Annotated in this window: 22 protein-coding genes and 2 tRNA genes; 10 read left to right on the forward strand and 14 right to left on the reverse strand. The window is 72.6% G+C overall.

Annotated elements, in window-relative coordinates; translation table 11 throughout:
- The first annotated feature begins 104 nt into the window (after positions 1 to 104).
- Positions 105 to 1,277, forward strand: coding sequence for a saccharopine dehydrogenase family protein (locus Saso_RS28565; RefSeq protein WP_189928082.1), 1,173 nt, complete (start codon positions 105 to 107; stop codon positions 1,275 to 1,277).
- Between the two features lie 52 nt (positions 1,278 to 1,329).
- Here the strand turns inward: Saso_RS28565 and mmpA are convergent, their stop codons facing one another.
- The 4 genes from mmpA to Saso_RS28585 form a co-directional block, all read right to left on the reverse strand.
- Positions 1,330 to 1,476: a morphogenic membrane protein MmpA gene (gene mmpA, locus Saso_RS28570; RefSeq protein WP_189928084.1), complete on the reverse strand. Its 147-nt coding sequence runs from the start codon at positions 1,474 to 1,476 to the stop codon at positions 1,330 to 1,332.
- Positions 1,477 to 1,536: 60 nt separating this feature from the next.
- On the reverse strand, positions 1,537 to 2,259 hold the full coding sequence (locus Saso_RS28575; protein WP_189928086.1) for an endonuclease V: 723 nt from the start codon (positions 2,257 to 2,259) through the stop codon (positions 1,537 to 1,539).
- Between the two features lie 61 nt (positions 2,260 to 2,320).
- A complete protein-coding gene (locus Saso_RS28580) occupies positions 2,321 to 2,650 on the reverse strand; it encodes a plasmid stabilization protein (RefSeq protein WP_189928088.1) in 330 nt (109 codons plus the stop codon).
- A gap of 47 nt (positions 2,651 to 2,697) precedes the next feature.
- Complete coding sequence (locus Saso_RS28585; protein WP_229901588.1) at positions 2,698 to 3,867, reverse strand: WD40/YVTN/BNR-like repeat-containing protein; 1,170 nt, start codon at positions 3,865 to 3,867, stop codon at positions 2,698 to 2,700.
- Positions 3,868 to 4,089: 222 nt separating this feature from the next.
- On the opposite strand from Saso_RS28585, the gene ssgD reads away from it, so the two are divergent.
- From ssgD to Saso_RS28605, 4 genes are all read left to right on the forward strand, one after another.
- Entirely contained in the window at positions 4,090 to 4,506 is a 417-nt protein-coding gene (gene ssgD, locus Saso_RS28590; protein ID WP_189928090.1) for a spore wall synthesis regulator SsgD, read from the forward strand.
- Positions 4,507 to 4,773: 267 nt separating this feature from the next.
- Complete coding sequence (locus Saso_RS28595) at positions 4,774 to 6,396, forward strand: ABC-F family ATP-binding cassette domain-containing protein (protein ID WP_189928092.1); 1,623 nt, start codon at positions 4,774 to 4,776, stop codon at positions 6,394 to 6,396.
- A 182-nt stretch (positions 6,397 to 6,578) separates the two neighbouring features.
- Positions 6,579 to 7,355, forward strand: a complete 777-nt coding sequence (gene ddaH / locus Saso_RS28600; RefSeq protein ID WP_189928094.1) for a dimethylargininase — start codon at positions 6,579 to 6,581, stop codon at positions 7,353 to 7,355.
- Positions 7,356 to 7,571: 216 nt separating this feature from the next.
- Positions 7,572 to 8,546, forward strand: coding sequence for an acyl-ACP desaturase (locus tag Saso_RS28605; protein WP_189928096.1), 975 nt, complete (start codon positions 7,572 to 7,574; stop codon positions 8,544 to 8,546).
- Positions 8,547 to 8,626: 80 nt separating this feature from the next.
- Here Saso_RS28605 and Saso_RS28610 read toward each other — a convergent pair.
- From Saso_RS28610 to Saso_RS28630, 5 genes are all read right to left on the reverse strand, one after another.
- Positions 8,627 to 8,702, reverse strand: a tRNA-Trp gene (locus Saso_RS28610).
- A 239-nt stretch (positions 8,703 to 8,941) separates the two neighbouring features.
- Positions 8,942 to 10,147, reverse strand: coding sequence for a leucine-rich repeat domain-containing protein (locus Saso_RS28615; protein WP_229901589.1), 1,206 nt, complete (start codon positions 10,145 to 10,147; stop codon positions 8,942 to 8,944).
- Positions 10,144 to 11,508, reverse strand: a complete 1,365-nt coding sequence (locus tag Saso_RS28620) for an SDR family NAD(P)-dependent oxidoreductase (protein ID WP_189928099.1) — start codon at positions 11,506 to 11,508, stop codon at positions 10,144 to 10,146. Before Saso_RS28620 ends, Saso_RS28615 begins: the two co-directional genes overlap by 4 nt.
- Positions 11,509 to 11,550: 42 nt before the next feature.
- Positions 11,551 to 11,622, reverse strand: a tRNA-Glu gene (locus Saso_RS28625).
- Positions 11,623 to 11,813: 191 nt separating this feature from the next.
- Entirely contained in the window at positions 11,814 to 12,059 is a 246-nt protein-coding gene (locus Saso_RS28630) for a WhiB family transcriptional regulator (RefSeq protein ID WP_189928101.1), read from the reverse strand.
- A gap of 210 nt (positions 12,060 to 12,269) precedes the next feature.
- Here Saso_RS28630 and Saso_RS28635 point away from each other — a divergent pair, with 210 nt between their 5' ends.
- Positions 12,270 to 13,061, forward strand: a complete 792-nt coding sequence (locus tag Saso_RS28635) for a VOC family protein (RefSeq protein ID WP_189928103.1) — start codon at positions 12,270 to 12,272, stop codon at positions 13,059 to 13,061.
- Positions 13,062 to 13,135: 74 nt separating this feature from the next.
- Here Saso_RS28635 and Saso_RS28640 read toward each other — a convergent pair whose 3' ends face one another.
- Positions 13,136 to 14,161 (reverse strand): LacI family DNA-binding transcriptional regulator, encoded by a 1,026-nt coding sequence (locus Saso_RS28640; protein WP_189928105.1) that lies wholly within the window; start codon positions 14,159 to 14,161, stop codon positions 13,136 to 13,138.
- An 81-nt stretch (positions 14,162 to 14,242) separates the two neighbouring features.
- Positions 14,243 to 15,250, reverse strand: a complete 1,008-nt coding sequence (locus tag Saso_RS28645; protein ID WP_189928107.1) for a multicopper oxidase domain-containing protein — start codon at positions 15,248 to 15,250, stop codon at positions 14,243 to 14,245.
- 199 nt (positions 15,251 to 15,449) lie between these two features.
- On the opposite strand from Saso_RS28645, the gene Saso_RS28650 reads away from it, so the two are divergent.
- Entirely contained in the window at positions 15,450 to 17,927 is a 2,478-nt protein-coding gene (locus tag Saso_RS28650) for a ThuA domain-containing protein (RefSeq protein WP_189928110.1), read from the forward strand.
- The gene (locus Saso_RS28655; RefSeq protein ID WP_189928112.1) at positions 17,924 to 20,128 is read left to right on the forward strand and encodes an OmpL47-type beta-barrel domain-containing protein; all 2,205 of its coding nucleotides are present in this window, start codon (positions 17,924 to 17,926) and stop codon (positions 20,126 to 20,128) included. Before Saso_RS28650 ends, Saso_RS28655 begins: the two co-directional genes overlap by 4 nt.
- A gap of 12 nt (positions 20,129 to 20,140) precedes the next feature.
- Here the strand turns inward: Saso_RS28655 and ligD are convergent, their stop codons facing one another.
- Positions 20,141 to 21,178, reverse strand: a complete 1,038-nt coding sequence (ligD, locus tag Saso_RS28660; protein WP_189928114.1) for a non-homologous end-joining DNA ligase — start codon at positions 21,176 to 21,178, stop codon at positions 20,141 to 20,143.
- Positions 21,179 to 21,250: 72 nt separating this feature from the next.
- Complete coding sequence (locus Saso_RS28665) at positions 21,251 to 21,826, reverse strand: hypothetical protein (protein ID WP_229901590.1); 576 nt, start codon at positions 21,824 to 21,826, stop codon at positions 21,251 to 21,253.
- A gap of 254 nt (positions 21,827 to 22,080) precedes the next feature.
- Between Saso_RS28665 and Saso_RS28670 the strand changes: the two genes are divergently transcribed.
- Together Saso_RS28670 and Saso_RS28675 are read left to right on the forward strand one after the other, a co-directional pair.
- Positions 22,081 to 22,878, forward strand: a complete 798-nt coding sequence (locus tag Saso_RS28670) for an SMI1/KNR4 family protein (protein WP_189928116.1) — start codon at positions 22,081 to 22,083, stop codon at positions 22,876 to 22,878.
- Positions 22,879 to 23,000: 122 nt separating this feature from the next.
- A complete protein-coding gene (locus Saso_RS28675; protein ID WP_189928118.1) occupies positions 23,001 to 24,077 on the forward strand; it encodes an ATP-dependent DNA ligase in 1,077 nt (358 codons plus the stop codon).
- A gap of 51 nt (positions 24,078 to 24,128) precedes the next feature.
- Here Saso_RS28675 and Saso_RS28680 read toward each other — a convergent pair whose 3' ends face one another.
- Positions 24,129 to 25,319 carry a zinc-dependent alcohol dehydrogenase gene (locus Saso_RS28680; RefSeq protein ID WP_189928120.1) on the reverse strand — a complete coding sequence of 397 codons (1,191 nt, stop codon included), beginning with the start codon at positions 25,317 to 25,319 and terminating at the stop codon, positions 24,129 to 24,131.
- Positions 25,320 to 25,408: the final 89 nt, after the last annotated feature.

A 25,408-nucleotide genomic window follows, 5' to 3' on the forward strand; every position in this document is an offset into this window, starting at 1 on the left:
GCAAGCGCTTAGACACTTTAGGGGCACCTGCCGTCGGCCTCCGCACCGCTCACGCTAGCCTCAGCCCCCGACGGCGGCGCGGGCTGAAACGACGATGGGGTGTCATGAGCAGGCTGAAAAGGGCGGACCGTCCGTACGACATCGTGCTCTTCGGGGCGACCGGCTTCGTGGGGGTGCTCACGGCGGAGTACCTCGCCGCCCACGCGCCCTCCGGGCTGCGCTGGGCGATCGCCGGCCGCAGCCGGGAGAAGCTGGAGCGGCTGCGCGAGCGGCTCGGCGTCGATGTCGGCGTGCTGAGCGCCGACGTCTCGGACCCGGCGTCCCTGCGCGCGCTCGCGGAGCACGCACGCGTGGTCGCCACGACCGTGGGCCCCTACGTGTCGTACGGCGAGGAGCTCGTGGCGGCCTGCGCGGACACCGGCGCCGACTACCTCGACCTCACCGGCGAGCCGGAGTTCGTGGATCTGATGTACGTCCGGCACGACGCACGCGCGCGTGAGACGGGCGCGCGGCTGGTCCACGCGTGCGGCTTCGACTCGGTGCCGCACGATCTGGGCGTGTACTTCACCGTCCGCCGGCTCCCCGAGGGCGTGCCGCTCACGGTGGACGGCTTCGTGACCGCCGGCGCCACCTTCTCGGGCGGCACCTTCGCCTCCGCGCTGGGCCAGTTCGCGCGCGGGCGGCAGATGGTCGCCGCCGCGCGGGAGCGGGGCCGGCACGAGCCGCGCCTGATGGGCCGCCGGGCCACCGCGCAGGTCGGCGCGCCCCGGTTCGCGCCGGAGGTCGGCGCCTGGGCCCTGCCCCTGCCGACCATCGACGCGCAGGTCGTGCTGCGCTCGGCGAGGGAGCTGGCGCGCTACGGGCCCGATTTCCGCTACCGGCACTACGCGGCCGTGCGGCGGCTGCCCGTCGCCCTGGGCGGGGTCGCGGCGGTCGGAACGCTCGTCGCGGCGGCTCAGGTGCCGCCCGCGCGGCGCTGGCTGTCCGGCCGGCTCAGCCCCGGTCAGGGCCCGAGCGCCGAGAGGCGGGCGCGGAGCTGGTTCTCGGTGCGGTTCGTCGGCGAGGGCGGCGGCCGGCGGGTGTACACCGAGGTGTCGGGAGGCGACCCGGGCTACGACGAGACGGCGAAGATGTTCGCGGAGGCGGCGCTGGCACTGGCCTGCGACGATCTCCCGCCGACCGCGGGCCAGGTGACGACGGCCGTGGCGATGGGCGACACGCTGACCGAACGGCTCACCCGGGCGGGCATCCGCTTCCGGGTGGCGGCACACCGCTGACCGGCGGTCCGACGCGTCCATGGCGTCCGCCGGGTCCGTGGCGTCCTCGGCGTCAGAGCGGCCACTGGACGAGCGTGTAGATCATCCCGACGATCCAGCCGAGTCCGGCCAGGACGGCCAGGACCAGCGCGGCGTTCACGGCTCGCTCGACGGGGCGGTTCGGGTCGGCGAGGGGCTTGGGAGCACGGTGCGTCGTCATGCGGCCAGCCTGCCGGGCGGGGGCCGGGCGTACATCGGTACGGGTACTCAGGCGAGGTACTCAGGTGACGGGCCGGGCCACCGCGGGTGAGGCGTGGTCCTTCGCCTCCCGCAGGGCCCGCCGGCACAGCGCGTCCGCCCTGCGGGTCGTCTCCGGGAGGCGGAACCGCGGGGTGAGGGCGAGGGTGTGGGCGCAGGCCCCGTCCAGGGTGACGCGGTGGCCGACCGAGACGAAGACCGGCTTCACCCCCGCCCGGGTGCGCAGGGCCCGCCCGACCTCGTCGTCGCCGGCCAGCAGCGGGGCCGCCGACCCGCGCGGGGCGTCCGGGTCGTCGTAGGTGAAGGCGAACGGGTTCTTGGCGACGCCGACGGTGGGCAGACCGGTGAGCACGCCGAGGTGGCTGGCGAGGCCGAACCGGCGCGGGTGGGCCAGGCCGTAGCCGTCGCAGACGACCAGGCCCGGCGGGTGGGGCAGGGCCTCCAGGGCGGCGAGCACCGTGGGAATCTCGCGGAACGCGAGCAGGCCGGGCACGTACGGGAAGGAGATCCGGCCCACGGCCGTGGCCTCGGCGACGACCTCGAGGCTCGCCGCGTCCAGCACGACGGCCGCGGCGGCGACGAGGTCGCGCTCGTCGTCGTAGGCGACGTCGACCCCCGTGACGTGGCCCGTGCCAGGCGGTGGACCCGGTTCGCCGAGCACCACCCGGGCCCGCAGCTCGTCCTGGACGGCGCGGGCCGCTTCCTCGGTCGCGGGCCAGCCCGCCGGAATCTCTACGGTCGTCATCGTGCGGACGAGCGTACGGCTCCCGGGGGCCGGCCCGCGATCGTGTTCCGGCGCGGGCCCGTCAGCCCTTGTCGCCGAGCGCCTGCTGGAGCCGGCTCTTGTTCATGTCCGAGCGACCCTTGACGCCCCGCCGCCTGGCCTCCTCGTAGAGCTGGTCGTAGGTGGGCCCCTGGGAACCCTTCCCGGACCGCCGTCCGCCCCGCTCGCCGGAGGACATGTCCTGCGTAGAGGTACGGCCGGCGGTCTTCGACTCGCCGGACCTGGCCCGTTCCTTGTTCACCGTCCGGGCGGCGATCTCCTCGGCGCGGCCGGCGCTCGCTCCCCGGTCCTGCGCGCTTTCCTTGATGTGCTCGTACTGGCGCTCCCGCTCGGGGCTGGAACCGCGTGGCATGTCCCTCTCCTTCCGTGTCCGCGGCCACCGGGTACCCCGGAACGCGCTCACCTCTCCAGACGTGCCACGCGACTCTGCTCCCCGGCCGCCCAGCAGCCGCCGTCGCGGGTGCAGTCCACGGTGTCGTACGAGCCCGTGTCGACGGTGCGCCAGGTGCGGCCGGCGTCGGTGGTCAGGTCGGTGCCGGTGGGGCCGACCGCGAGGGCGGCGGACCGGCTGTGCGGCAGCCAGGCCACGCCGGAGCGGTAGGCGGCCACCGGTACGGCGGCCGGCCGCCAGGTGCGGCCCGCGTCGGAGGTGCCGGCGGCGGACCGCGGGGAGGGCTGGTCGGCGCGGTAGTCGCCGCCGACGGCGAGACCGTGCGCGCGATCGCGGAAGGCGAGGGCGAAGACACCGCGCGCGGGGTCCCCGGCGGGGATCGTGCTGTCGGCGGCCGTCCAGGTCAGTCCGCGGTCCGACGAGTGCAGCACGCGCGCGTGCGCCGCGCCGCCGGTCGCCAGCCAGACGTCCTTCGCCCCGGAGGCGACCAGGCACTGACCGCTCGCCGCGAAGCCCGCCTCGCCGGCCAGGGCGGCGGGCATGCCGTCGTCCGGCAGCACCTTCCAGGAGCGGCCGCCGTCGGCGGTGGACAGGACGCGGAACCGGCCGTCCACCGGATCGCTCACGGCGAGGCCGTGGCGGCGGTCGAAGAAGGTCATGCAGTCGTAGAACGCCCGGGCGTCGGTGTTGCGGAAGGACTCGGTCCAGGTCGTGCCGCCGTCCTCGGTGCGGTAGACACGCGATGCCTCGCCCTCGCCGATCGCGAGCACGACGGCGCGGCGCGCGTCGAACGCCTCGACGTCGCGGAACTGGAGGTCGGCGGCGCCGGGCGGCGAGACGTCGCGCCAGCTCGCGCCGCCGTCGGAGGTCCGCACGACGGTGCCCTGGGTGCCGGCCGCCCACGCCGTGTCCCGGTCGACCGCCGCGAGACCGCGGAAGCGGACGCCGGTCGTGCCGGTCTCCTCGAGGTCCCAGTGCGGTGCCCGCGGGCCCGGGGTGTGCGCCTGGGCGGGCAGCGCGGCCAGGAGGGCGAGCGCCGCCCCGCAGAGTGCCGCCGCCGCCCGGCCGCGCCCCGGCGCCGCTCGCCCGAACGCCGCCCGAACCGTGCCCGCACGTCCCGTGCCCGCCAGTGGTTCGCCTGTCCGTACCGTGCGTCGCGTCTTCCCCAAGCGCCTCATGGCGGGCGAAGCTAGTCCACGGCCCCGGCGCCGTCCAGATGCCCTCGACCGCCCCGCCCGCCCCACGGGTCGCGGCGGGAGAAGTGAGTCACTCAGGTGCATGAAGGCGGTGACCGAGGTCACTAGGAATGGGTGTGCACGGATCGGCCGGTTCCGGCGTCTCTTCCAGTGTCCGGACGCACCGCCCGGAAGATCGTCCCGCCGTCACGAGGGAGCAAGGCGTTGTCCACCGTCATCGAGCAGCCCGTAGAGGCACGTCTGGTCGCCGCGGCACCCCGGATGCAGACCATCCCCGCCACCCTGCACTACGACCGCCAGGATCCCTTCGCCGTCCGCATGACCTTCCCGGCCCCCGCCACCCTGGAGGGCGTCGAGGTCTGCTGGACCTTCGCCCGCGACCTGCTCACCGCCGGCCTGCACGGCGCCGAGGGTCACGGCGACGTCCGGGTGCGGCCCTACGGTTTCGGCCGCACCGTGCTGGAGTTCCACGCGCCCGAGGGCACCGCCGTCGTGCACGTCCACTCCGAGGAGATCGAGGGGTTCCTGCTGGCCACGCACGAGCTGGTGCCGGCCGGCACGGAGCACCGGCAGCTGGACCTGGACCACGATCTCGCGGAGCTGATGCGCGACGCCTGTTAATCCGTTGACAGTCCCCTCGGGTCTTCCTACGGTGTAGAACGGTTCTGTTGCCGCCGATAGGAGAAGGACGTTGCTCGTCTGAGGTCTTGAGACACCGCGCCACACCGTCGTCGTGTGTGCGCCGCGTGCGACCTCGGCCTTCGAGCCGTCCTTGCGGAGCAGGACTTCTTCCCTGTGCTCGCGCTTCCCCGCTGCCGCGGTGGTCGCCGCTTCCCGGTGTCTCGACACGTGTCGCCCCTGACCGCACACGCATCCACGAGGCCCGTTTTGACTCATTCCATCACCTGCACCTCCCTCGCCTTCTCCTGGCCGGACGGCACCCCCGTCCTCGAGGGGCTCGACGTCGCCTTCGGTCCCGGCCGGACCGGACTCGTCGGCGTCAACGGCTCCGGCAAGTCGACCCTGCTGAAGCTGATCGCCGGGGAGCTCTCCCCCGCCGACGGCACCGTGCGCACGGCCGGCGAGGTCGGGCACCTCCCGCAGAGCGTCACCCTCGACACCGCGCTGCGCGTCGACGCGGCGCTCGGCATCGCCGACCGGCGGCGCGCGCTGCACGCCATCGAGGCCGGCGACACCCACGAACGGCACTTCGAGACCATCGGCGACGACTGGGACGTCGAGGAACGCGCCCTGGCCACCCTCGGCGAGCTCGGCCTCGGCCACGTCGGTCTCGACCGCACCATCGGTGAGCTGTCGGGCGGCGAGTCGGTACTGCTGCGGCTGGCCGCGCTGCTGCTGCGCAGGCCGGACATCCTGCTGCTGGACGAACCGACCAACAACCTCGACCTGTACGCCCGCCGGCGGCTCTACGCGGCCGTCGCCTCCTGGCCGGGCGTGCTGGTCGTGGTCAGCCACGACCGCGAGCTGCTCGACCTCGTCGACCAGATCGCCGACCTGCGGGCGGGAGAGGTCACCTGGTACGGCGGCAACTTCTCGGCGTACGAGGAGGCCCTGGCCACCGAGCAGGACGCCGCCGAGCGCATGGTGCGCGTCGCGGAGGCCGACCTGCGCAAGCAGAAGCGGGAACTGGTCGACGCGCAGGTCAAACTGGCCCGCCGCAAGCGGTACGGCCAGAAGATGTTCGACCAGAAACGCGAGCCGAAGATCGTCATGGGGGCGCGCAAACGCTCGGCCCAGGAGTCCGCGGGCAAGCACCGGATCATGCACGAGGAGAAGCTCGCCGAGGCCAGGGAGCGGCTCGACGACGCGGTGGAGGCCGTGCGGGACGACGACGAGATCCGCGTCGACCTGCCGTTCACGGCCGTGCCGCCGGGGCGCGAGGTCCTCACCCTCATGGACCTGCGCCTGGCGTACGGCGCGCGCGTGGACGGCGGTCTCGACCTGCGCGGCCCCGAGCGCGTCGCGCTGATCGGGCGCAACGGCGCGGGCAAGACGACCCTGCTGCGCACCATCGCGGGGGAACTGGCGCCGGAGGCGGGCGAGGCGCACGCGCACGTGCCGTTGCGGTTCCTGCCGCAGCGGCTCGACATCCTCGACGGCGAGCTCACGGTCGCCGAGAACGTGGCCCGGTTCGCGCCGGGCGCCACCAACAACCGGGTCCGGGCCCGGCTGGCCCGCTTCCTGTTCCGGGGCGCCCGCGCGGACCAGAAGGCGGCGACGCTGTCCGGCGGCGAGCGCTTCCGGGCGAGCCTGGCGGCGCTGATGCTGGCCGAGCCGGCGCCCCAGCTGCTCATGCTGGACGAGCCGACGAACAACCTCGACATGGCGAGCGTGCGCCAGCTGACCACCGCTCTGGAGTCGTACGAGGGCGCCCTCGTCGTGGCCAGCCACGACCTGCCGTTCCTGGAGTCCATCGGCATCACCCGCTGGCTGCTGCTGGACGGGGAACTGCGCGAGACGACGGCCGAGGAGGTGGCGAGCCCGACGTAGGCCGGGGCGCACCCGGGGCCCGGGTGCGCCCGGGGCGGGTGGTATCAGGAGGGGCACATTGTTACTGAGGGGTTTTGTCCTGGTGGTCCCGGCCTGCATGATGGCTGACCGGCGCCGTGTCCGAGGCGCCGGTCCGTGCGTCCGAGGCGCCGGTCCGTGCCACCCGATTCGGAGACCTGGACGTGCCCAGCAAGAAGGCCCTCATCCGCCGCCCCAGCCCGCGCCTCGCCGAAGGCCTGGTCACGCACGTCGAGCGGGAGAAGGTCGACGTGGAGCTCGCCCTGGAGCAGTGGGAGGCGTACGCCGAGGCGCTGCGCACGCACGGCTGGGAGACCGTGGAGGTCGACCCGGCCGACGACTGCCCGGACTCCGTGTTCGTCGAGGACACGGTGGTGATGTACCGCAACGTCGCCCTGATCGCGCGCTCCGGCGCCGAGTCCCGGCGGGACGAGACGCTCGGGGTCGAGGAGGCCGTGGCGCGCCTGGGCTGCTCCGTGAACTGGATCTGGGAGCCGGGCACGCTGGACGGCGGGGACGTGCTGAAGATCGGCGACACGATCTACGTCGGCCGGGGCGGGCGGACCAACGCGGCCGGCGTCCAGCAGGTGCGCGCCGCGTTCGAACCGCTGGGGGCGCGGGTCGTGGCCGTCCCGGTGAGCAAGGTCCTGCACCTGAAGTCGGCGGTCACCGCGCTGCCCGACGGCACGGTGATCGGCCACATCCCCAAGGTGGACCGGCCCTCGCTGTTCCCGCGCTTCCTGTCGGTGCCCGAGGAGGCCGGCTCGCACGTGGTGCTGCTCGGCGGCCCGCACGTGCTCATGTCGGCGGCCGCGCCGAAGTCCGCCGAGCTGCTCGCCGACCTCGGGCTCGAGCCCGTCGTCGTCGACATCGGGGAGTTCGAGAAACTCGAGGGCTGTGTGACATGCCTCTCGGTCCGGCTGCGCGAGCTGTACGCCTGACCGGGTGATCGCATCACCCTTGCGGCCCTGGGACCTGCGGTTCCCGGGGCCGTTCGGCATGCCCCGGAATGTCTGGCGCAACACGGCTGATCAGCGATCTTTACACAGCGCTTAACCGACGGCTTCGTAACCTACGGATACGTAGCCTACGATCCCGTAAGTTCCGGCTCCGCTCGCCGGACTGTGCCACTCCGCTTCACGTCCCCTGGAGTTCTCGTGACGATCACTTCCCCTCACCTCGGCAGCCCCGCCGTCTGGACCGACGCCAAGCTGCTGTACGCCCTGGAGGAAGTCGTCGAGACCGAACTGAACCGGCACCTGAAGGTGACCAAGGACTGGATGCCCCACGAGTACGTCCCGTGGAGCGACGGCCGCAACTTCCCCGGCTTCTTCGAGGACGGCGAGGCCTGGGACAAGGAGCAGTCCAAGGTCACCGAGATCGGCCGGATCGCGCTGGTCGTGAACCTGCTCACCGAGGACAACCTGCCCAGCTACCACCACGAGATCGCCTCGCTCTTCGGCCGGGACGGCGCCTGGGGCACCTGGGTGCACCGCTGGACGGCCGAGGAGGGCCGGCACGGCATCGTGATGCGCGACTACCTGCTCGCCTCGCGCGCGGTGGACCCGGACAAGCTGGAGCAGTTCCGCATGGCCCACATGAGCGAGGGCTTCGAGTCCGACAACCGGCACTCGATGCTGCACTCGGTCGCCTACGTGGCCTTCCAGGAGCTGGCGACCCGCGTCTCGCACCGCAACACCGGCCACCAGTCCGGGGACCCGGTCTGCGACCGCATGCTGGCGCGCATCGCGACCGACGAGAACCTGCACATGGTCTTCTACCGCAACCTCCTCAAGGCCGCGTTCCAGCTGGCGCCCGACCTGACGATGCAGGCCGTGCGCGACGTCCTCGTCAACTTCCGCATGCCCGGTCACGGCATGCCCGGCTTCGAGCGCTTCGCCGCGCAGATGGCCATCGGCGAGGTGTACAACCTGCGGATCCACCACGACGACGTGATCCAGCCCGTGCTGCGCTTCCTGAAGGTCATGGAGATCGACGGCCTCGGCCCCGAGGGCCAGAAGGCGCAGGAGGAGATCGGTCTGTACATGGGCGGCCTCGACTCCGAGGCGTCCAAGTTCGACGAGAAGCTGGCGATCCGCAAGGCGCGGATGGCCGCCCGCGCGGCGGGCTGACCCGCGCCCCTCGCCTTAACGACGGCTCGCGCCGGGACCCGCTCCCCGGTGCGGGCCGTTCGCGTCCCACGGCACCAGGGGGCGGGGCGGCCGGATTCGAACCGGCGTGTTCCGGTTCTGGAGACCGGTGCGACTGCCTCTGCGCTACGACCCCGCCTTGCGCCGAAGCGTAGTGGCCCGGCCGACGCCGCCGCAGCGAATCCGCCGGCACGGCCCCTGAGGGCGCCGCCCCGGCAGCCCGGCCGCACGACGCGGCGCCAGCGGCGCGGACCCCGGTGACACGGGCCCGACGGCACAGATCGCGGGGGCACGGGGCGCGGGCGCTGCCCCGGGGACGCGGACCCGGGCGGGGCACTGACCCGGTGAGTCGGCAGGCAGAACCCGGTGAGTCGGGCTCAGTGGTTGCCGGTGGGGGCCGGTGGCGGCGTGCGGTGCACGCTGTGGACGGCCGCGACGTCGGCCGGGACGGCGGGGGGCGGGACATGGGCGCCGAGGGCCGCCAGACGCCGCTTCACACTCGCCGCGACGCCCCGACCCAGCACGAAGCGCGTGGCCGTGACCGCGCGGGGCGCGTGGTCGAGGAGGCGGTGCGCCTCGGCGCTGCGCAGCCCGGTGTCCCGCAGCACGAGGTGGGCCAGCCGGTGTTCGCCGTCGGCCAGCGCGCGCCCGACCTCCTCGGCGGCTGCCCCGTCGATCCGGTTGTCCGCCGCGCCGAGGACTCCCGCCGCCCGGACCCGGCCGAGGTCGAGCAGGGTGACACCCGCGGCGGTGGCGGCGCGGACCAGGCGGGCGGCGGCCGGGGGGCCGATCCCGTTGCTCGCCACCGACAGCCGGGTGAGCCGTCCGTACGGCGCCCGCTCCAGCGCGTCGGCCAGGCGCAGTGCGCCCGCGTCGCCCAACCCGGCGGCGGACACGTACAGTTCACCGACCGCCCCGGCGGCGACCACCGCGGCGAGCGCCTCGGCACCCGCCTCCCCCAGTGGATTGCCCCCGGCGAACAGGCGCGTGATCCGGCGTCCGTCGGCCGCGGCGGCGAGCAGCGCGTCGGCGAGTACGGCGACGCCGGCCGCGTCCAGCCCGGTCTGCACGAGGTCGAGCGTGCGCAACGTCCGGGCGGAGTCCAGGAGTCCGGCCGCCGCGCCGCCTCCGTCGCGGCCCAGCGGATTGCGCTTGAGCCACACCCCCGTGACCACCTGGGGCGAGGCACGGAGCTGGTCGGCGATGCGGCAGACGCCGCCCGCGGTGATGCCGTTGCAGCCGAGGTACAGCGTCTCGACCGGGGCGTGCGCACCGGCCACGGTGGCCGCGCCGTCGTCCCCGAGCGCGTCGGTGCCGAGCAGCAGATGCCGTACCGGTGAGGGGCCGTCGGCCAGGGCCTCGGCGACCAGGGCTGCGCCCCGGGGCCCCAGCCCCTGCTTGCACAGGTCGAGGCGGCCGTCGGGCAGCGCGGTGCCCGCCGTGAAGTCCAGCCGCTCCCCCGCGGGCCGGCCGGCGCGCAACCAGTCGAGCAGCGGCCCGAGTTCGGCGAGAGGGCGGGGCACGACCCGCGGGACACCGGCGAACCCGGCCGGTCCGGGCTCCGTCGCCTTCTCCCCGTTCACCACTGCGCCTCCCGGTAGTCCTTGAGGAACACGCCGGACACCGGGTGGCCGGCCTCGCCGCGCACGATCGGGTCGTAGACGCGGGCAGCGCCGTCCACGACGTCCAGCGGGGTGCGGAAGCCCGCGCCGGCCATCCGCGCCTTCTTGGGCGCCGGGTTCTCGTCGGTGATCCAGCCGGTGTCGACGGCGCACATGTGCACCCCCTGCTCGGCGAGGGCGGCGGCGCTGGTGCGGGTGAGCATGTTGAGGGCCGCCTTGGCCATGTTGGTGTGCGGATGCCCGGGCATCTTGTTGCGCACCGCGAACCGGCCTTCGACGGCCGTCACGTTGACGACGTACCGCCGCGGGTGCGGAGAGGCCAGCAGCAGCGGCAGCAGCCGGTCGCACAGCAGCGCGGGGGCGAGGGCGTTGACGAGCTGGGTCTCCAGGACCTCGGCCGGATCGAGCGCGCCGAGCCGGGCCGACCAGGAGTTCTCCGGGGAGGGATCGGGCAGCAGCCCGGCCTCGTCGGCCTCGCGCAGCGCGGCGGGCAGCGCCGCCGCGGAGCCGCCGGGCCCCGTCAGCGCACGCATCGGTGTGAACCCGGGTGCCCCGCGCGCCCCTTCGGGCAGCGCGTCGTGCTCGCCCGAGGCCAGCAGGGCGTACGCCTCGGGCGGACGGCGTACCGTCTGCGCCGCGTTGTTGACGAGGATGTCCAGCGGCGCGCCCTCCCGACGCAGTTCGTCGCACAGCCCCAGCACCTGGCGCGGGTCGCGCAGGTCGACGGCGACGACCGTGAGCCGGTCCAGCCAGGCGGCGCTGCCCGGCTGGGCGCGGAAGCGGCGGACGGTGTCGTGCGGGAAGCGGGAGGTGACGACGGTCTGCGCGCCGTCCCGCAGCATCATCAGCGCCAGCTGGAAGCCGATCTTGACGCGGCCGCCGGTGAGCAGGACCCGGCGCCCGGCGAGGTCGGTGCTCAGCGAACGACGGGCCGTGTTGTCGGCGGCGCAGCCGGGGCAGAGCCGGTGGTAGAAGGGGTCGACGTCCCGATAGGGCGTCTTGCACACGTAGCAGGTGCGCGGCCGGCGGAAGCGGCCGCCGCCGCCCGCGTCCGCGAGAGGCGCGTCCTCGCGCCGGTCCAGGGCGCCGGTCGCGGTCGCCGCCATCACCGCCGCGTCGGCGGCGGCCAGCTCCGTGCTCCGCTCCTTGCGCCGGCGCAGCCGTCCGTCGCGTGCGAAGGACGCGGCGACCTGCTCGGCCCGCATGCGTACGGGATCGTCCACGGGCAGGGCCCGCAGCTTGCCCACGACGTCGTGGAAGGCGGCCAGTTCCTGCTCGGTGACCGACGAGCCGGACGCCGCCCCCTCGGTGCCGTCGCTCATCCGTCCCGCCCCGCCCGTCCCCGCCCCGTGATCGCCGTACCGTGGTCCCGACCGGATTCGAACCGGCGTATCCACCCTGAGAAGGTGGCGAGTCTGCCTCTGCTCTACGGGACCGCGCACGTGTCCGGACCGCCGGATGCGAGACCGGCGTGATCCTCCCGGGTCGGGCGGATCGCCTGTCCTCGCACCCCGTCCGGACGTGCCCCCGGATCGTAACCGCACCCCCGCGACGCGGTCATCGGATTTTCGGGGCCGCCGACGCCGACCGGGTGGCCGGCGGGCCGTGCGGTCAGCGGGCCGTGCGGTCAGCGGGCCGTGCGGCGGAGGTCGAGGCGCTCCTTCTCGGACAGGCCGCCCCAGACGCCGAAGCGTTCGTCGTTGGCCAGGGCGTAGTCGAGGCACGCGGGCCGCATGTCGCACATGCCGCAGATGCGCTTGGCCTCCCGGACCGAACTGCCGGGCTCGGGGAAGAAGAACTCCGCCCCGGTCTGTGCGCACAGCGCCTCACGCTGCCAGCCGAGGTCGGGTGTCGGGATCGTGTCGGTGTACATGGCCAGGATCGTGCCCGGCGGCGAAAAACGTTCGATCAACGCCGGATATACGAGGCGTCGCGAAGCCCCCGGCCCATCGATGATGCTCCCGCGGGACCCTCCGGCGCACGGCGGCGCGCGGCACGCCCGACCGTCTTGCGGCAGCGATTGTCGGTGGGCGGTGCGAGACTCGGCAGTGCACAGGACGGGACCCCTGCGAGGAGGGCAATGATGCTCACCACCCGTTTCGTCGACGGCGCCCCCAACTGGGTCGACGTCGGCGCGACCGACATCGACCGCGCCGCCTCCTTCTACGGTGCTCTCTTCGGCTGGCGGTTCGAGTCGGCGGGACCCGAGGCGGGCGGCTACGGCTTCTTCCGGCTGGACGGCAGGACCGTGGCCGGCGGTATGCAGACCGGCCCCGGACAGGGACCGCCCGCGTGGACCGTCTACTTCCGCACACCGGACGCGCAGGCGACGGCCGAGACCGCCGAGCGCAGGCACGGCCGTGTCCTCCTCGCGCCGACGGACGTCATGGGCCAGGGCACGATGGCGGTCCTCGCCGATCAGGCCGGGGTGCCGTTCGGCCTCTGGCAGCCGGGCGGGACCAAGGGCGTGGACGTGGCGAACGAACCGGGCTCGCTGTGCTGGGTCGAGCTGTACACGCCGGACATCGCCGCGGCTGCCGCCTTCTACGACGCCACGCTGGGTCTGGAGACCTCGGCCGCGCCCTTCCCCGGCGGCGTCTACACCTGTGTCAACCCGGCGGGCGCCGGGGAGGATGCGATGTTCGGCGGGATCGTCCCGCTGGCCGACGACCCCACCGAGGCCGGGTCCGGCGCGTACTGGCTTCCCTACTTCGAGGCCACCGACGTGGACGCGGTGGCGGGCCGGGCGCAGGAGCTGGGCGGCCGGGTGCGGATGCCCGCCACCGACGTGGAGGGCGTGGGCCGCATCGCCAAGCTGGCCGACCCTTCCGGGGCACGCTTCGCGGTGATCAGGAGCGCGGCGCAGACCATGTGAGACCACGCCGTCGCCCCAGGCCCCCAACCCCCGACCTCCACAATGCGCCGCCCCCGTCCGTCCGTCGGGCAGGCCTAGGCCGATGCTCGGCGCACCAGGGTGGTCGGCAGGACCACCGCGCCCGTCTCCTCGTCGGCGACCCGGCGGTCGAGGCGGCGCAGCAGGAGGCGGGCCATGATCCGGCCCATCTCCTCGATGTCCTGACGGACCGTCGTCAGCGGCGGGTCGCTCTGTTCGGCGACCGGCAGCATGTCGTCGAAGCCGACCACGGCGACGTCCTCGGGCACCCGCCGTCCGTGTGCCCGCAGGACCCGCAGGGCGCCCGAGGCGGCGAGGTCGTTGGCGGCGAACACGGCGTCCAGGTCGGGACGGCGTGCGAGGAGTTCGCGCATGGCCCGTTCGGCGCCGCCCGGCGTGAAGTCGCTCTCGACGACCAGCCGCGGATCGCTGTCGCCCATGACCTCGCGGTATCCGTCGAGCCGGTCCGCGGCGGACGTCTGGTCGAGAGGGCCGGTGATGTGCGCGATACGGGTACGGCCGAGCCCGGCGAGCAGGCGTACGGCTTCACGGGCGCCGCCGCGGTTGTCGCTGTCGACGTAGACCACGTCCCGCGTGCCGTCGCTCCAGCCGGGACGGCCGCCGAACACGGTGGGGACGCCGGCGCCCTGGATCAGTCCGGGCAGCGGGTCGTCGAGGTGCAGGGAGAACACCAGGGCCCCGTCGACATGGCCCCCGGCGAGGTAGCGGGCGACGCGCGCGTGGTCGTCGCGGCCCTCGGTGAGCAGCAGGACGAGCTGGTTGTCGTGGGCGGTCAGCTCCTTGCTGATGCCGCGCAGTTGGAGCGCGAAGAAGGGGTCGGCGAAGACCCGGGTCTCCGGTTCGGCGATGACCACGGCGATCGCGTCGTGCCGCTTCGTCACGAGGCTGCGCGCCGCCTGGTTGGGGACGTAGCCGAGTTCCTCCACGGCCTGCCGGACCCTCTCGACGAGCGGTTCGCGCACCCCGTCCCCGCCGTTGACGACCCGTGACACGGTCGCCCGGGAGACCCCGGCCCGTGCGGCCACGGCCTCCAGCGTGGGGCGCGACGCTGTCTCGGTCACTTCGGAGCTCCTCCTGGCCGGCTGCGGCTCAGGATAGCTCCGCGGAGGGCCCGGGTGAGAGCGCTCTCCGACCTGCGGTCCTCAGTGTTCGTGCGCCCCGCCCGTCCCGGCGGCCCCGTGGGTCTCGCCGGCCTCGTGGGCCCCGTGGGGCTCGTAGCCGGGGATCGTGCCGTCGGGCTTCTTCACCAGGAACAGTCCGACCATCCCCATGTCCGAGTGGCTCTGCACATGGCAGTGGTACATCCACGCTCCGGCCCCCACCCCCTCCCCCGCGATCACCTGGAAACCGAAGGAGTCGGCCGGGCCCACGATCTTGTTGTCGATCACCTGGCTGGGGTCGTCGGGACCGGTGAGCAGACCGGTGCGGTTGTCGGCCCAGCGGTGACCGTGCAGGTGGAAGGTGTGGTAGTACTCGCCGTGCGTGATCATCACGAACTCGACCCGGTCGCCCACCGTCGCCTCGAGGTCGGGGCCCTGATGGCCCGCGTGGGCGGGCCGGTTGTTGATGGTCATGTCGTTGAAGACGATCGTGTGGGTGACGTCGGGCAGGAGGTCGCCCTTGCGCCGGACGATCACCGGGCCGTACAGGCCCTTGCGGATGCCGACGGTGCCGTGTTCCGTGCCGACGACGTGGTCGTGGTAGTGCCAGTACCCCGCGCTGCCCGTCCGCCAGGTGCCGTCGGCGCGGCGGCCGGGGGCGTGGGTGCGCCAGGTGTAGGTGCGTGTGCCGCCGGGTTCGATGTCGCTGTGGTTCATCCTGGTGCCGTCGCTGGACGTCTCGTAGTCCAGGCCGTGGACATGCAGACTCGCGGCCACGTCCAGGGTGTTCTCCACCTCGATGTGCAGGGTGTCGCCCTCGGTCAGTTCGATCAAGGGGCCGGGGACGGTCGCCTCGCCCTTCGCCGGGCCGTAGCCGAGCCGCCCGTCGGGGAGCTTCTCCATGTAGAGCTTGAGGTGCCTGACGGCCCCGCCCGGGGGTGCGGTGCTCGCCGGTCCTTCGGCGCTCGCCGCCCTCGGGCCGAGCGACAACGATGTCGCGACAGCGGCGCCGCCCAGCAGCACCCGGCGGTTGAATCCGCGTCTGTCCATGCCGAACTCCCCATCCCGGTACGGAATTTGCGACGATGAAGCGGGCGAGACCGTGGTGAACCCGTGAGACGGTACCGGGCGTTCCGCAGTTTCTCCACACCCAGGACAAAGTTCGTGCCATTGCGGTCATAGCTCTTGGCGAATCACGCAAACGGGGTCTAGCTTCCTTGGCGCTGCCGCCGTGACCGAGGAGGTGCCCATGCACTTACGAGGGTTGAGAACCGGAAAACGGATCCGGGCGACCGTCGTGGCGTGCGGAACGCTCGTCGCCGGCCTGCTGTCCGCGCCCGCCGCGGACGCTCGCCCGGCTCCGGAACCACCGTTGACAACGATGTCCGTCAAGTCGCCGCCGGGTGGCGCGAACGTACAGGTGCTGATCTTCCACGGTTCGGCCGCCGCCGGGGAGGAGTCGCCGGTCGTCGACGCCGGGATCGAGGCGATCGAGCGGATCGGCCTGTCCGGACCGGCGGACCGGCGCTTCGAGGTCGAGGCCACGGACGACGCCTCGGTCTTCACCGACGGAGCGCGACTGAGCAGGTACAACGCGGTCGTGTTCCTGACCGGGGGCGGTGACGTCCTCGACCCCGAGCAGGAGGCGGGGCTGGAGACCTACATGGAGGCCGGCGGCGGATTCGTCGGCGTCCACGACGCCGCCCGGGCGGAACCGTACTCGGACTGGTTCACCGGCCTCATCGGCGCCCGTCCGGCCGCCACGAGTCCGACGGCCGTGCAGCGGGCGACCGTCGAGGTGGGCGACCGCCGGCATCCGGCCACCGGGGAACTGCCGCTGGAGTGGAAGCGGCCCGACATCTGGGCGAACTGGGTGAAGAACCCGTCCGGCGAGGTGCACACCGTCGCCCGGGTGCGCGAGTCGACGTACCGGCCGGGCACCGGCGCCAACGGGGCCGACCACCCCATCAGCTGGTGCCGGGACTACGACGGGGGCCGCTCCTTCTACACCGGCATGGGCGGCACGGCATCCTCGTACGACGAGACGGACTTCCGGGCGCATCTGCGCGGCGCCCTGCTGTGGACGACCCGGCTGGTGCAGGCCGACTGCAAGGCGACCATCACCGGCAACTACAAGGCCGAGCGGCTGACTGCGGCCAATCTGCCCGGGCGCAACGACCAGATCGGCGAACCGCACGGCCTGGTCACCGCGCCCGACGGACGCGTCCTGTACATCGGGCGCGGCGGGGCGGACTCGTCCCAGCCGGTGATCACCGACTGGAACAACCCGGACGTGGGCAAGGGCAAGGGGCAGATCCACGTCTACGACCCGGCGACCGGGAAGGTCACGCTGGCCGGCGAGCTGACGGTCTTCGGCAACAAGGGCGGCGGGGACGAACTCGTCAAGGTCGAGGAGGGCCTCCTCGGCATCGAGCTCGATCCGCGCTTCGAGCAGAACGGCTGGGTGTACCTGCACTACACGCCGCACTCGGGCGTCGACCGCAGCACCCGAATGGCCGAGCGGCGCGTCTCGCGCTTCACGCTCGACCGGGCCACCGAGCGGCTCGACCTCGGCAGCGAGAAGGTGCTGCTCGAGTGGCCGGTCCAGGTGCACAGTTGCTGTCACGCCGGGGGCGGGATGGCCTGGGACTCCAAGGACAACCTGTACATCGCCACCGGGGACAACAACTCCAGTGGTTTCAGCGACGGTTACTCCGGCAACAATCCGCAGCCGAACTACAAGGGAGTGTCCTTCGCCGACGCGCGCCGGACGGCCGGGAACACCCACAACCTCAACGGCAAGATCCTGCGCATCCATCCGGAGGCCGACGGCACGTACACGCTCCCCGCGGGGAACCTGTTCACGGGCCGGGAGACCGCGGAGGGCGGCGGCAAGACCCGCGGCGAGATCTATGTGATGGGCGTGCGCAATCCGGCGCGCATCTTCGTCGACCGGACGACGGACGTCCTGTACGCGGGCTGGGTCGGTCCGGACGCGGGCGAGCCGTCGCCGACGTGGGGACCGGCGAAGTACGACACGTTCGCCGTCATCACCGGCGCGGGCAACCGGGGCTGGCCGTACTGCATGGGCAACAAGCAGCCCTACCGGGACCGCAACCTGCCCGACCCCTCGAAGCCGCTGGGCTGGTACGACTGCGACCACCCGAAGAACGAGTCGCCGAACAACGACGGGCTGGTCAACCTGCCGCCGGTCACCGGGAACAACATCTGGTACTCGCCCCAGGGCGGGGCGCCCGACTATCCGCGGGACGCGAACGGGGTCCCCTCCTACCGCAAGGACCAGGCGACCTACGGGCTGCCGTGGCTCAAGGGCGGCGGGCAGGCGGCGATGAACGGGCCGGTCTACCGCTACGACGCCACGAGCGCGAGCACCGCCAAGTGGCCCGCGTACTGGGACGGCAAGTGGTTCGTCGGCGACTTCTACGACGCCGACCAGCCGCGCAACGCGGTGGTCATGGACCCGCGGACGCAGGGCACGGGCGGACTGCCCGTCCACTCGGAGTCGCTGAAGAAGATCGTGCCGGTCGGCAACGACGGCATCAAGAACCTCATGGACTGGAAGTTCGGTCCCGACGGCGCCCTGTACGTGCTCGACTACGGCCGCGGGTTCTTCACCTCGGACGCCAAGTCGGCGCTCTGGAAGGTCACTTACCGAGGCGGTGGTCCGACACCGGCCGCCGGTCTGCTGGCGAGGGGGTCGCTGTGAGACGACGGATCCGGCAACGGAGCATCCTGACGGTCCTGCTGGCCGCCGTCCTGCTGACGCTCGGGCTGCGGCCGGCGCCCACGGTGGCGCGGTCCGAGCCGGTGGCCGCCGCGGCCCAGGTGCTGACCTGGACCGCCGGCGACGACATCACCCGGTACGGTACGGCGCCCACGACGGCGGTCGCGGGCCCGGCCACGATCGTCTTCGAGAACAGCGCGGCCACCGGCAACACCATGGGCATGCCGCACACCCTGACGTTCGCCACCACCGACCCCGAGTTCAACGACGACGTGACACTGAACATCCTGGCCAACCCGAACGACGACACGGGCGGCCGGCACACCGCCGAGGTCACCTTGACCCCGGGCCGCTACTTCTACCACTGCACGATCCCCGGCCACGGCCAGATGCAGGGCATCCTCGTGGTGACCGAGGCCGGCGGCGAGGACACCACGCCCCCGCAGACGTCGGCGCAGGTCACCGGCGTGCGTGACGCGCAGGGCGCGTACGTCGGCTCGGCGAGCGTCGCGATCGGCGCCACCGACGAGGGCGGCTCGGGGGTGGACCGCGTCCAGTACGCGGTCGGCGCCGCGGGCGACTGGATCCCGTACACCGCGCCCGTCGTCGTCGACGAGGTCGGCAGCCACGCGATCCGCTACCGGGCGTTCGACAAGGCCGGCAACGTCTCCGCGGAGAAGACCGCCGAGTTCACGGTCGTCGCTCCCCCGTCCGGCGACACGACCCCGCCGGACACCTCCGGGACGGTGTCCGGCGAGCGCAACCCCGACGGGACGTACATCGACATGGCGACGGTCACCGTGTCGGCATCCGACACCGGCACCGGCGTCAACACGGTCGAGTACGCCGTCGATTCGGGCCCCTGGCAGCCGTACACCGCGCCCGTGATGGTGCATCAGACGGGCAGCCACACCGTGCGGTACCGGGCCACCGACAAGGCGGGCAACGTCTCCCCCGAGAAGAGCGTCGCGTTCACCGTGGTGGCGGCGCCGGCCCAGGACACCACACCGCCGGTGACCGGGGTGACGATCGACGGCACGCGCAACGCCGCCGGGGCCTACGTCGGCCGCGCCCTGGTGACCGTGAGCGCGACGGACGCGCACGGGTCGGGGGTCGACCGGATCGAGTACTCCCTCGACGGCGGGCCGTACCTCGCGTACGGCGCCGCGGTGGTCGTCGACCGGGCGGGTGCGCACACCCTCGCCTACCGGGCGAGCGACAAGGCGGGCAACACCGCCGCCGCCCGCACGGTGAGCTTCACGGTGGTGCCGAGCCAGGTCCCGGCGCCCGGCTGCCCCGAGTTCGACGAGCGGACGACGGTGATCGTCGGCACGGTCGACTCCGGGGTGCTCAACCGGCTGACCGGCAACCGGTGCCGGATCAACGAGCTGATCGAGGACGAGCGCGAGTGGACCTCGCACGCGCTGTTCCTCAAGCACGTGAAGACGGTCATGGACCGGCTCTTCGCCGAGGGTGTCGTCGACCGGCGCGAGTACGACGCCGTCGAGGAGGCCGCGCGCAGGTCGGGGATCGGCGAGCCCGGGCAGACCGAGGGCTACCGCACGATCCTCGACGGCAGCGCCGAGTCGTTCGCCAAGTGGCAGCAGGTGGGCGGCGGTTCGTTCGCGCGCAACGCCGACGGGACGATCACCTCCGGTACGGCGCGGGACGGCCTCGGCATGCTGTGGTTCCCCGAGCGCAAGTACGGCGACTTCTCGCTGAAGCTCCAGTGGCGCGACGACGCCCCGGGCACGGGCAATGCCAACTCCGGTGTGTTCGTGCGCTTCCCGTGGGTGCTCGACCATCCCGAGGAGTCACGCCCTGAGTGGGTCGCCATCAAGTACGGGCACGAGGTGCAGGTACTGGACCGGCCGGACGGCGACATGTACAAGACCGGTTCGGTGTACGGCTTCGACCGGGTGGGACTCGCCGGCGCCGGCGTCACCCAGAAGGGCACCTGGAACGACTACGAGATCAGGGTGGTCGACCAGCACTACTCGGTCTACCGCAACGGTGTGCTGATCAACGAGTTCGACAACACCGGCGGCCAGGAGTTCTACCCCGCGCGGGCGGACGACCCGGGTACGGACGGCCGGCGGTTCGCCTCCGGCTACATCGGGCTCCAGGTGCACAGCACGACGGACGTCGTCTCGTACCGTGACATCCGGATCAAGGAGCTCTGACGGCAGGAGCGTTCAGGGCGTCCCGGGTCCGCCCGGGGCGCCCTCGTGCCGTGCCCGGCTCGGCTGCACCCGTTTGGGCTCCCCGGGCATCTTCGGGTACTCCGGCGGATAGGGCAGATCGCCCAGGCCGTGGTCGTGCTCGTCACGGCGGGCGAGTTCCAGCAGGGCGTCCAGGGAGAACGCGTGGTCGTCCATGTCGGCGTGCACATCGCCCAGTTCGGCGTAGCGGGCGGGCATCGTGGCGAGGTCGAAGTCGCGAGGGCGGGCGTCGGCGACCTCCTCCCAGCGCAGCGGCGCCGAGACGGGCGCGTGCGGGCGGGGCCGTACGGAGTACGCCGAGGCGATGGTGCGGTCGCGGGCGGTCTGGTTGTAGTCGAGGAAGATGCGCTCGCCGCGCTCCTCCTTCCACCACTTGATCGTCACCCGCTGCGGCAGCCTGCGTTCCATCTCCCGCCCGACGGCGATGGCGGCGCGCCGGACCTGGGTGAAGGTCCAGCGGGGTTCGATCGGCACGAAGACGTGCAGGCCTCGTCCGCCGGAGGTCTTGGGCCATCCGCGCAGCCCGCCGAACTCGTCCAGTACCGCCCGCAGTTCATGGGCGGCGAAGACCGCGTCCTCGTAGTCGGTGCCGGGCTGCGGGTCGAGGTCGATGCGCAGTTCGTCCGGGTGGTCGACGTCGGAGCGGCGCACGGGCCACGGATGGAAGGTGAGGGTGCCGTACTGGGCGGCCCACAGCACCGCCGCCTCCTCCGTGGGGCACATCTCGTCGGCGCTGCGTCCGCTGGGGAAGGTGATGTGCGCGGTCGGGATCCAGTCGGGCATGTTCTTCGGCGCCCGCTTCTGGAAGAAGGACTCGCCTCCCACGCCGTCCGGGTAGCGCTCCAGCGTGGTGGGGCGCTCGCGCAGGGCGCGCAGGATCCCGGGGGCGACCGCCCGGTAGTAGCGGGCGAGGTCCAGCTTGGTGAAGCCGCGCTCCGGGAAGAAGACCTTGTCCGGGCTGGACAGGCGCACCGTCCGCCCGGCCACTTCCAGTTCCACCGCATCACCCATGCGAGCCACGGTAAACACACCCACGACCACCCGCATCCCCGGAATCGGGCAGCCCCTGCGCCCCCGGCCGTCTCATCCGCCCTGGGCCGTCACGTCGGTGATCTTCACAGACACCTTCGTGTCCGAGGACACGGTACTGATCATGGACGGCCGGTAGTTCAGGCTTGTCCCGTTCGACAGTGTGGCCGTCTGAATGACCGGCCCTGACTCGTCGCCCCGGATCTCATAAGTGATCTCGTACACCGCATCCGGGTCGACGTCTGCACTGAGGTCGACATAGGTCAACTCCGGTTCCACGGTCACGTTGCAGCCCGCGGAGCCGAAGCATTGCTTCGCTTTCGTCTTGAGCCCGATGGTGAAGCTGTCGGCGTCGAGCGCCGCATAGGTGGGCTCCGGGGCCGGTTCCGATGACGTTTCCGTCACGGCGGCGGCCGTGCCCTCCATCCCGTAGAGGCTCGGACCGGGGGTGGCGCTCGGCCTGCTGTCGCCGTCGCCGGACTGCACGATGACGATGCCGGTCGCGACGACTGCGGCGATGACGGCGGCGGCCGACCCGATGATGATTGCGTTCGTGCGGGACTTCCTGGGTTCCGGCTCCGGCGGCAGGGGCGGGGTGTCGGGCATCGGCGGCGGCATGTCATGGCTCATGGATCCCCCACGGCGTGTGCGTACTGGAGGCCGCATCATGCGACGGATGGGGACCCGACGTGCGGTGTGTGCCCGGGTCATGACCCGAACGCGTGACGGGCCGGGCACCGGCGACCGGAATGGGGACACATCGCCGGGTCGACGTCGAGCGAACGATGTCCTGGCCGACCCACCCGGCTGAACGGTGCACCATGATGGCTCGCGTGACCGGAAGAACTGCATTCGAGACTGCCTCGCGCCTGTGGACCGAACACATGAGCGCACCGTTTCCGGCTCGACTGCGCGGTGCGGACCGGGCCGGATTCGACATGGTGATGATCGACTCCGACACCGCGGGCTGCGTGTCGACCTGGATCGCGAACGACGGCTCGCTCGACGCGCGCGGACACAGTGTGCTGGTTCACTGCGTCGCCCGCCTGGAACAGATCCTGCCCACGCTCAGCGACGCCGACGATCCCCCGTACTGGCAGCGGCTGCACGAACTGGCCCGACTCGTCGCGGACCCCCGGTCGCGCCCCACCGACCGAGCCGCTCTCGCTGGTCTGCTCCGCTTGATACCGCCGTCGGCCGGAGCGGGGGTGACGGTCGACTGGGAGGCCGTGGAAAGGGCCTGGGGGCTCGTGTTCCCCCCGGACTTCAAGGAGTTCCTCGCGCACTACGGTGGTGGCCTGTCGGACCTGGACCTCGGTGTGCTGGTTCCTGCCACGGTGACTCCTGAGACCTGTGACGAGCCGGGCGCCCCGAAGGGCGGCATGGGGTTCATCACCGCGGACACGCGAGCCACGTGGGTGGACACCGAACCCACCGGCGTCGATGCGGCAGCCGAGGATCTGGTGACCTGGGGAGCGGATGGCAGTGCCGACCTGTACTGCTGGCTCACCCACGGCGATCCCGAGGACTGGCCGGTGGTGCTCTTCAGCCACGGCGTGGACACCTGGACGCTCTTCGACTGCGGCATGGCGGAGTTCCTGCGCAGGGTGTTGAGCGCAGACGGCCGGGCCGAGGCCATGCAGGAATCCGCGCTGTGGGGCGCGGGCCTGCGCGAGCTCTGAAACCGGGCCGTCCGCGAGGCCCTGGGCCCTGCGCATGGCGCGGCCGCCTCCCGGTGCAGCCGGGCTCGGCCGGAGGAAACGCGCAGCGTGCGCACACCATGGCCGACTCGTAGGCTCGGACCATGGATCTTCCGGTGATGCCGCCCGTGAAGCCGATGCTCGCCAAGTCGGTGGCGGCCATCCCGGCGGGCATGCGCTATGAGGCGAAGTGGGACGGGTTCCGGGCGATCGTGTTCCGCGACGGAGCCGAGATCGAGCTGGGCAGCCGTACCGGGAAGCCGCTGACCAGGTATTTTCCCGAGCTGGTGGAGGCGCTGCGGGAGCGGTTGCCCGAGCGGTGCGTCCTGGACGGGGAGATCGTGATCGCCCGGGAGGGGCGGCTCGACTTCGACGCCCTCACCGAGCGCATCCATCCGGCGGACTCCCGGGTGCGCACGCTCGCCGAGCGCACGCCGGCGTCGTTCGTCGCGTTCGACCTGCTGGCGCTCGGCGACCGCTCGCTGCTCGGCGCGCCGCTGAGCGAGCGGCGCGAGGCGCTGACCGGGGCGCTCGCGGGGGTGACGGCGCCCGTGCACGTGGCGCCGGCGACGAGTGACATCGAGCTGGCGCGGCGGTGGTTCGAGGAGTTCGAGGGCGCGGGCCTGGACGGCGTGATCGCCAAGCCGCCCGGTCTGCGCTACCTCCAGAACGAGCGCGCCATGTTCAAGATCAAGCACGAGCGCACGGCGGACGTGGTGGTGGCCGGGTACCGGTTCCACAAGAGCGGCCCGGTGGTGGGCTCGCTGCTGCTCGGCATCCACGACGACCGGGGCGTCCTCCAGCACGTCGGCGTGTCCGCCGCGTTCCCCATGAAGCGGCGGGCCGAGCTCGTCGAGGAGCTGGAACCGCTGCGGATGACGGACGCGTCCGGTCACCCGTGGGCGTCCTGGTCCGAGGAGGCGGCCCACGAGACGGCCCGGCTGCCCGGTGCGCCGAGCCGCTGGTCGGGCAAGAAGGACCTGTCCTGGGTGCCGTTGCGGCCCGAACGGGTGGCCGAGGTGGCGTACGACCACATGGAGAACGGGACGCGGTTCCGGCACACCGCCCGTTTCCGGCGCTGGCGCCCGGACCGCACCGCGGACAGCTGCACGTACGCGCAGCTGGAGGAACCGGTGCGCTACGACCTGGCGGAGGTCCTCGGGACGCCGCCGGAGGCGTGAGCGGCCACCGGTTCCCCGGCCGGGGGCGGACCCGCGGGCGGTGTCACCGTCTCACGGTGTCATGAGGATCTTCACCGCGCCGTCCCGCTTGTGCTGGAACGTCTCGTAGGCCTGCGGGGCCTCCGAGAGCGGCACGCGGTGGGTGGCGAAGTCGTCGACGCCGAGCGGGTCGTCGTCGGTGAGGTACGGCAGGATGTCGTCGACCCAGCGGCGCACGTTGGCCTGTCCCATGCGGATCTGGAGCTGCTTGTCGAACATGGTGAGCATCGGCAGCGGGTCGGCCATGCCGCCGTAGACGCCCACCAGGGACAGGGTGCCGCCGCGGCGCACCAGCTCGATGGCGGTGTGCAGGGCGGCGAGCCGGTCGACGCTGAACCGTTCCGCGAGCGGGCCGCTGAGTTTGCGCGGCAGCAGCGCGGAGGCGTTCTGGACCATCCGGGCGGCCGCGCTGCCGTGCGCCTCGGTGCCGACCGCGTCGATCACGGCGTCGGGGCCGCGGCCGTCGGTCTCCTCGCGGATCGCAGCGACGAGCTCCTTCTCGCTGTCGAAGCTGCGCAGGTCGTACGTCTCCACGCCGCGGGCACGGGCCCGGCGCAGCCGGTCACCGACCAGGTCGACGCCGAAGACCCGCCCGGCACCGCGCGCCTGCGCGATGCGGCAGGCCATGTCTCCGATGGGACCGAGGCCGAGCACGGCGACGCTGCCGCCCTGGGGGACGTCGGCGTAGGCGACGGCCTGCCAGGCGGTGGGCAGTACGTCGGACAGGTAGACGTAGCGGTCGTCCGGCGGCCCCTCGGGCACCTTGACCGGGCCGAACTGGGCCTGCGGGACCCGCAGGTACTCGGCCTGGGCGCCGGGCACCGACCCGTACAGGCGGGTGTAGCCGAACAGGGCGGCGCCCATGCCCTCGCCGGTGACCTGGGTGGTCTCGCACTGGGTGGGCAGCGCGTTCAGGCACATCCAGCAGTTGCCGCAGGCGATCTGGAAGGGCACCACGACCCGGTCGCCCGCCTTGAGGTCGGGTACCGCCGCGCCGACCTCCTCGACGATGCCCATCGGCTCGTGCCCGAGGATGTCGCCCGGCGTCATGAACGGGGTGAGGACCTCGTACAGGTGCAGGTCGGAGCCGCACAGTCCGCTGGAGGTGATGCGGATGACGGCGTCGGTCGGTTCCTGGATCTTCGGGTCCGCGACGGTCTCCACCCGTACGTCCCGCTTGCCCTGCCAGGTCACTGCCTTCATCGTGCCGCGCTCCCTCCGCCGGCCCCGTACGTCCCGGCGGGTCCGGGCCACCGGGCCTGGCTGCGGGCCGGGTACCCGGCCCCCGGACA

The organism is Streptomyces asoensis (assembly GCF_016860545.1).
GTDB classification, from domain to species: Bacteria; Actinomycetota; Actinomycetes; order Streptomycetales; family Streptomycetaceae; genus Streptomyces; species Streptomyces asoensis.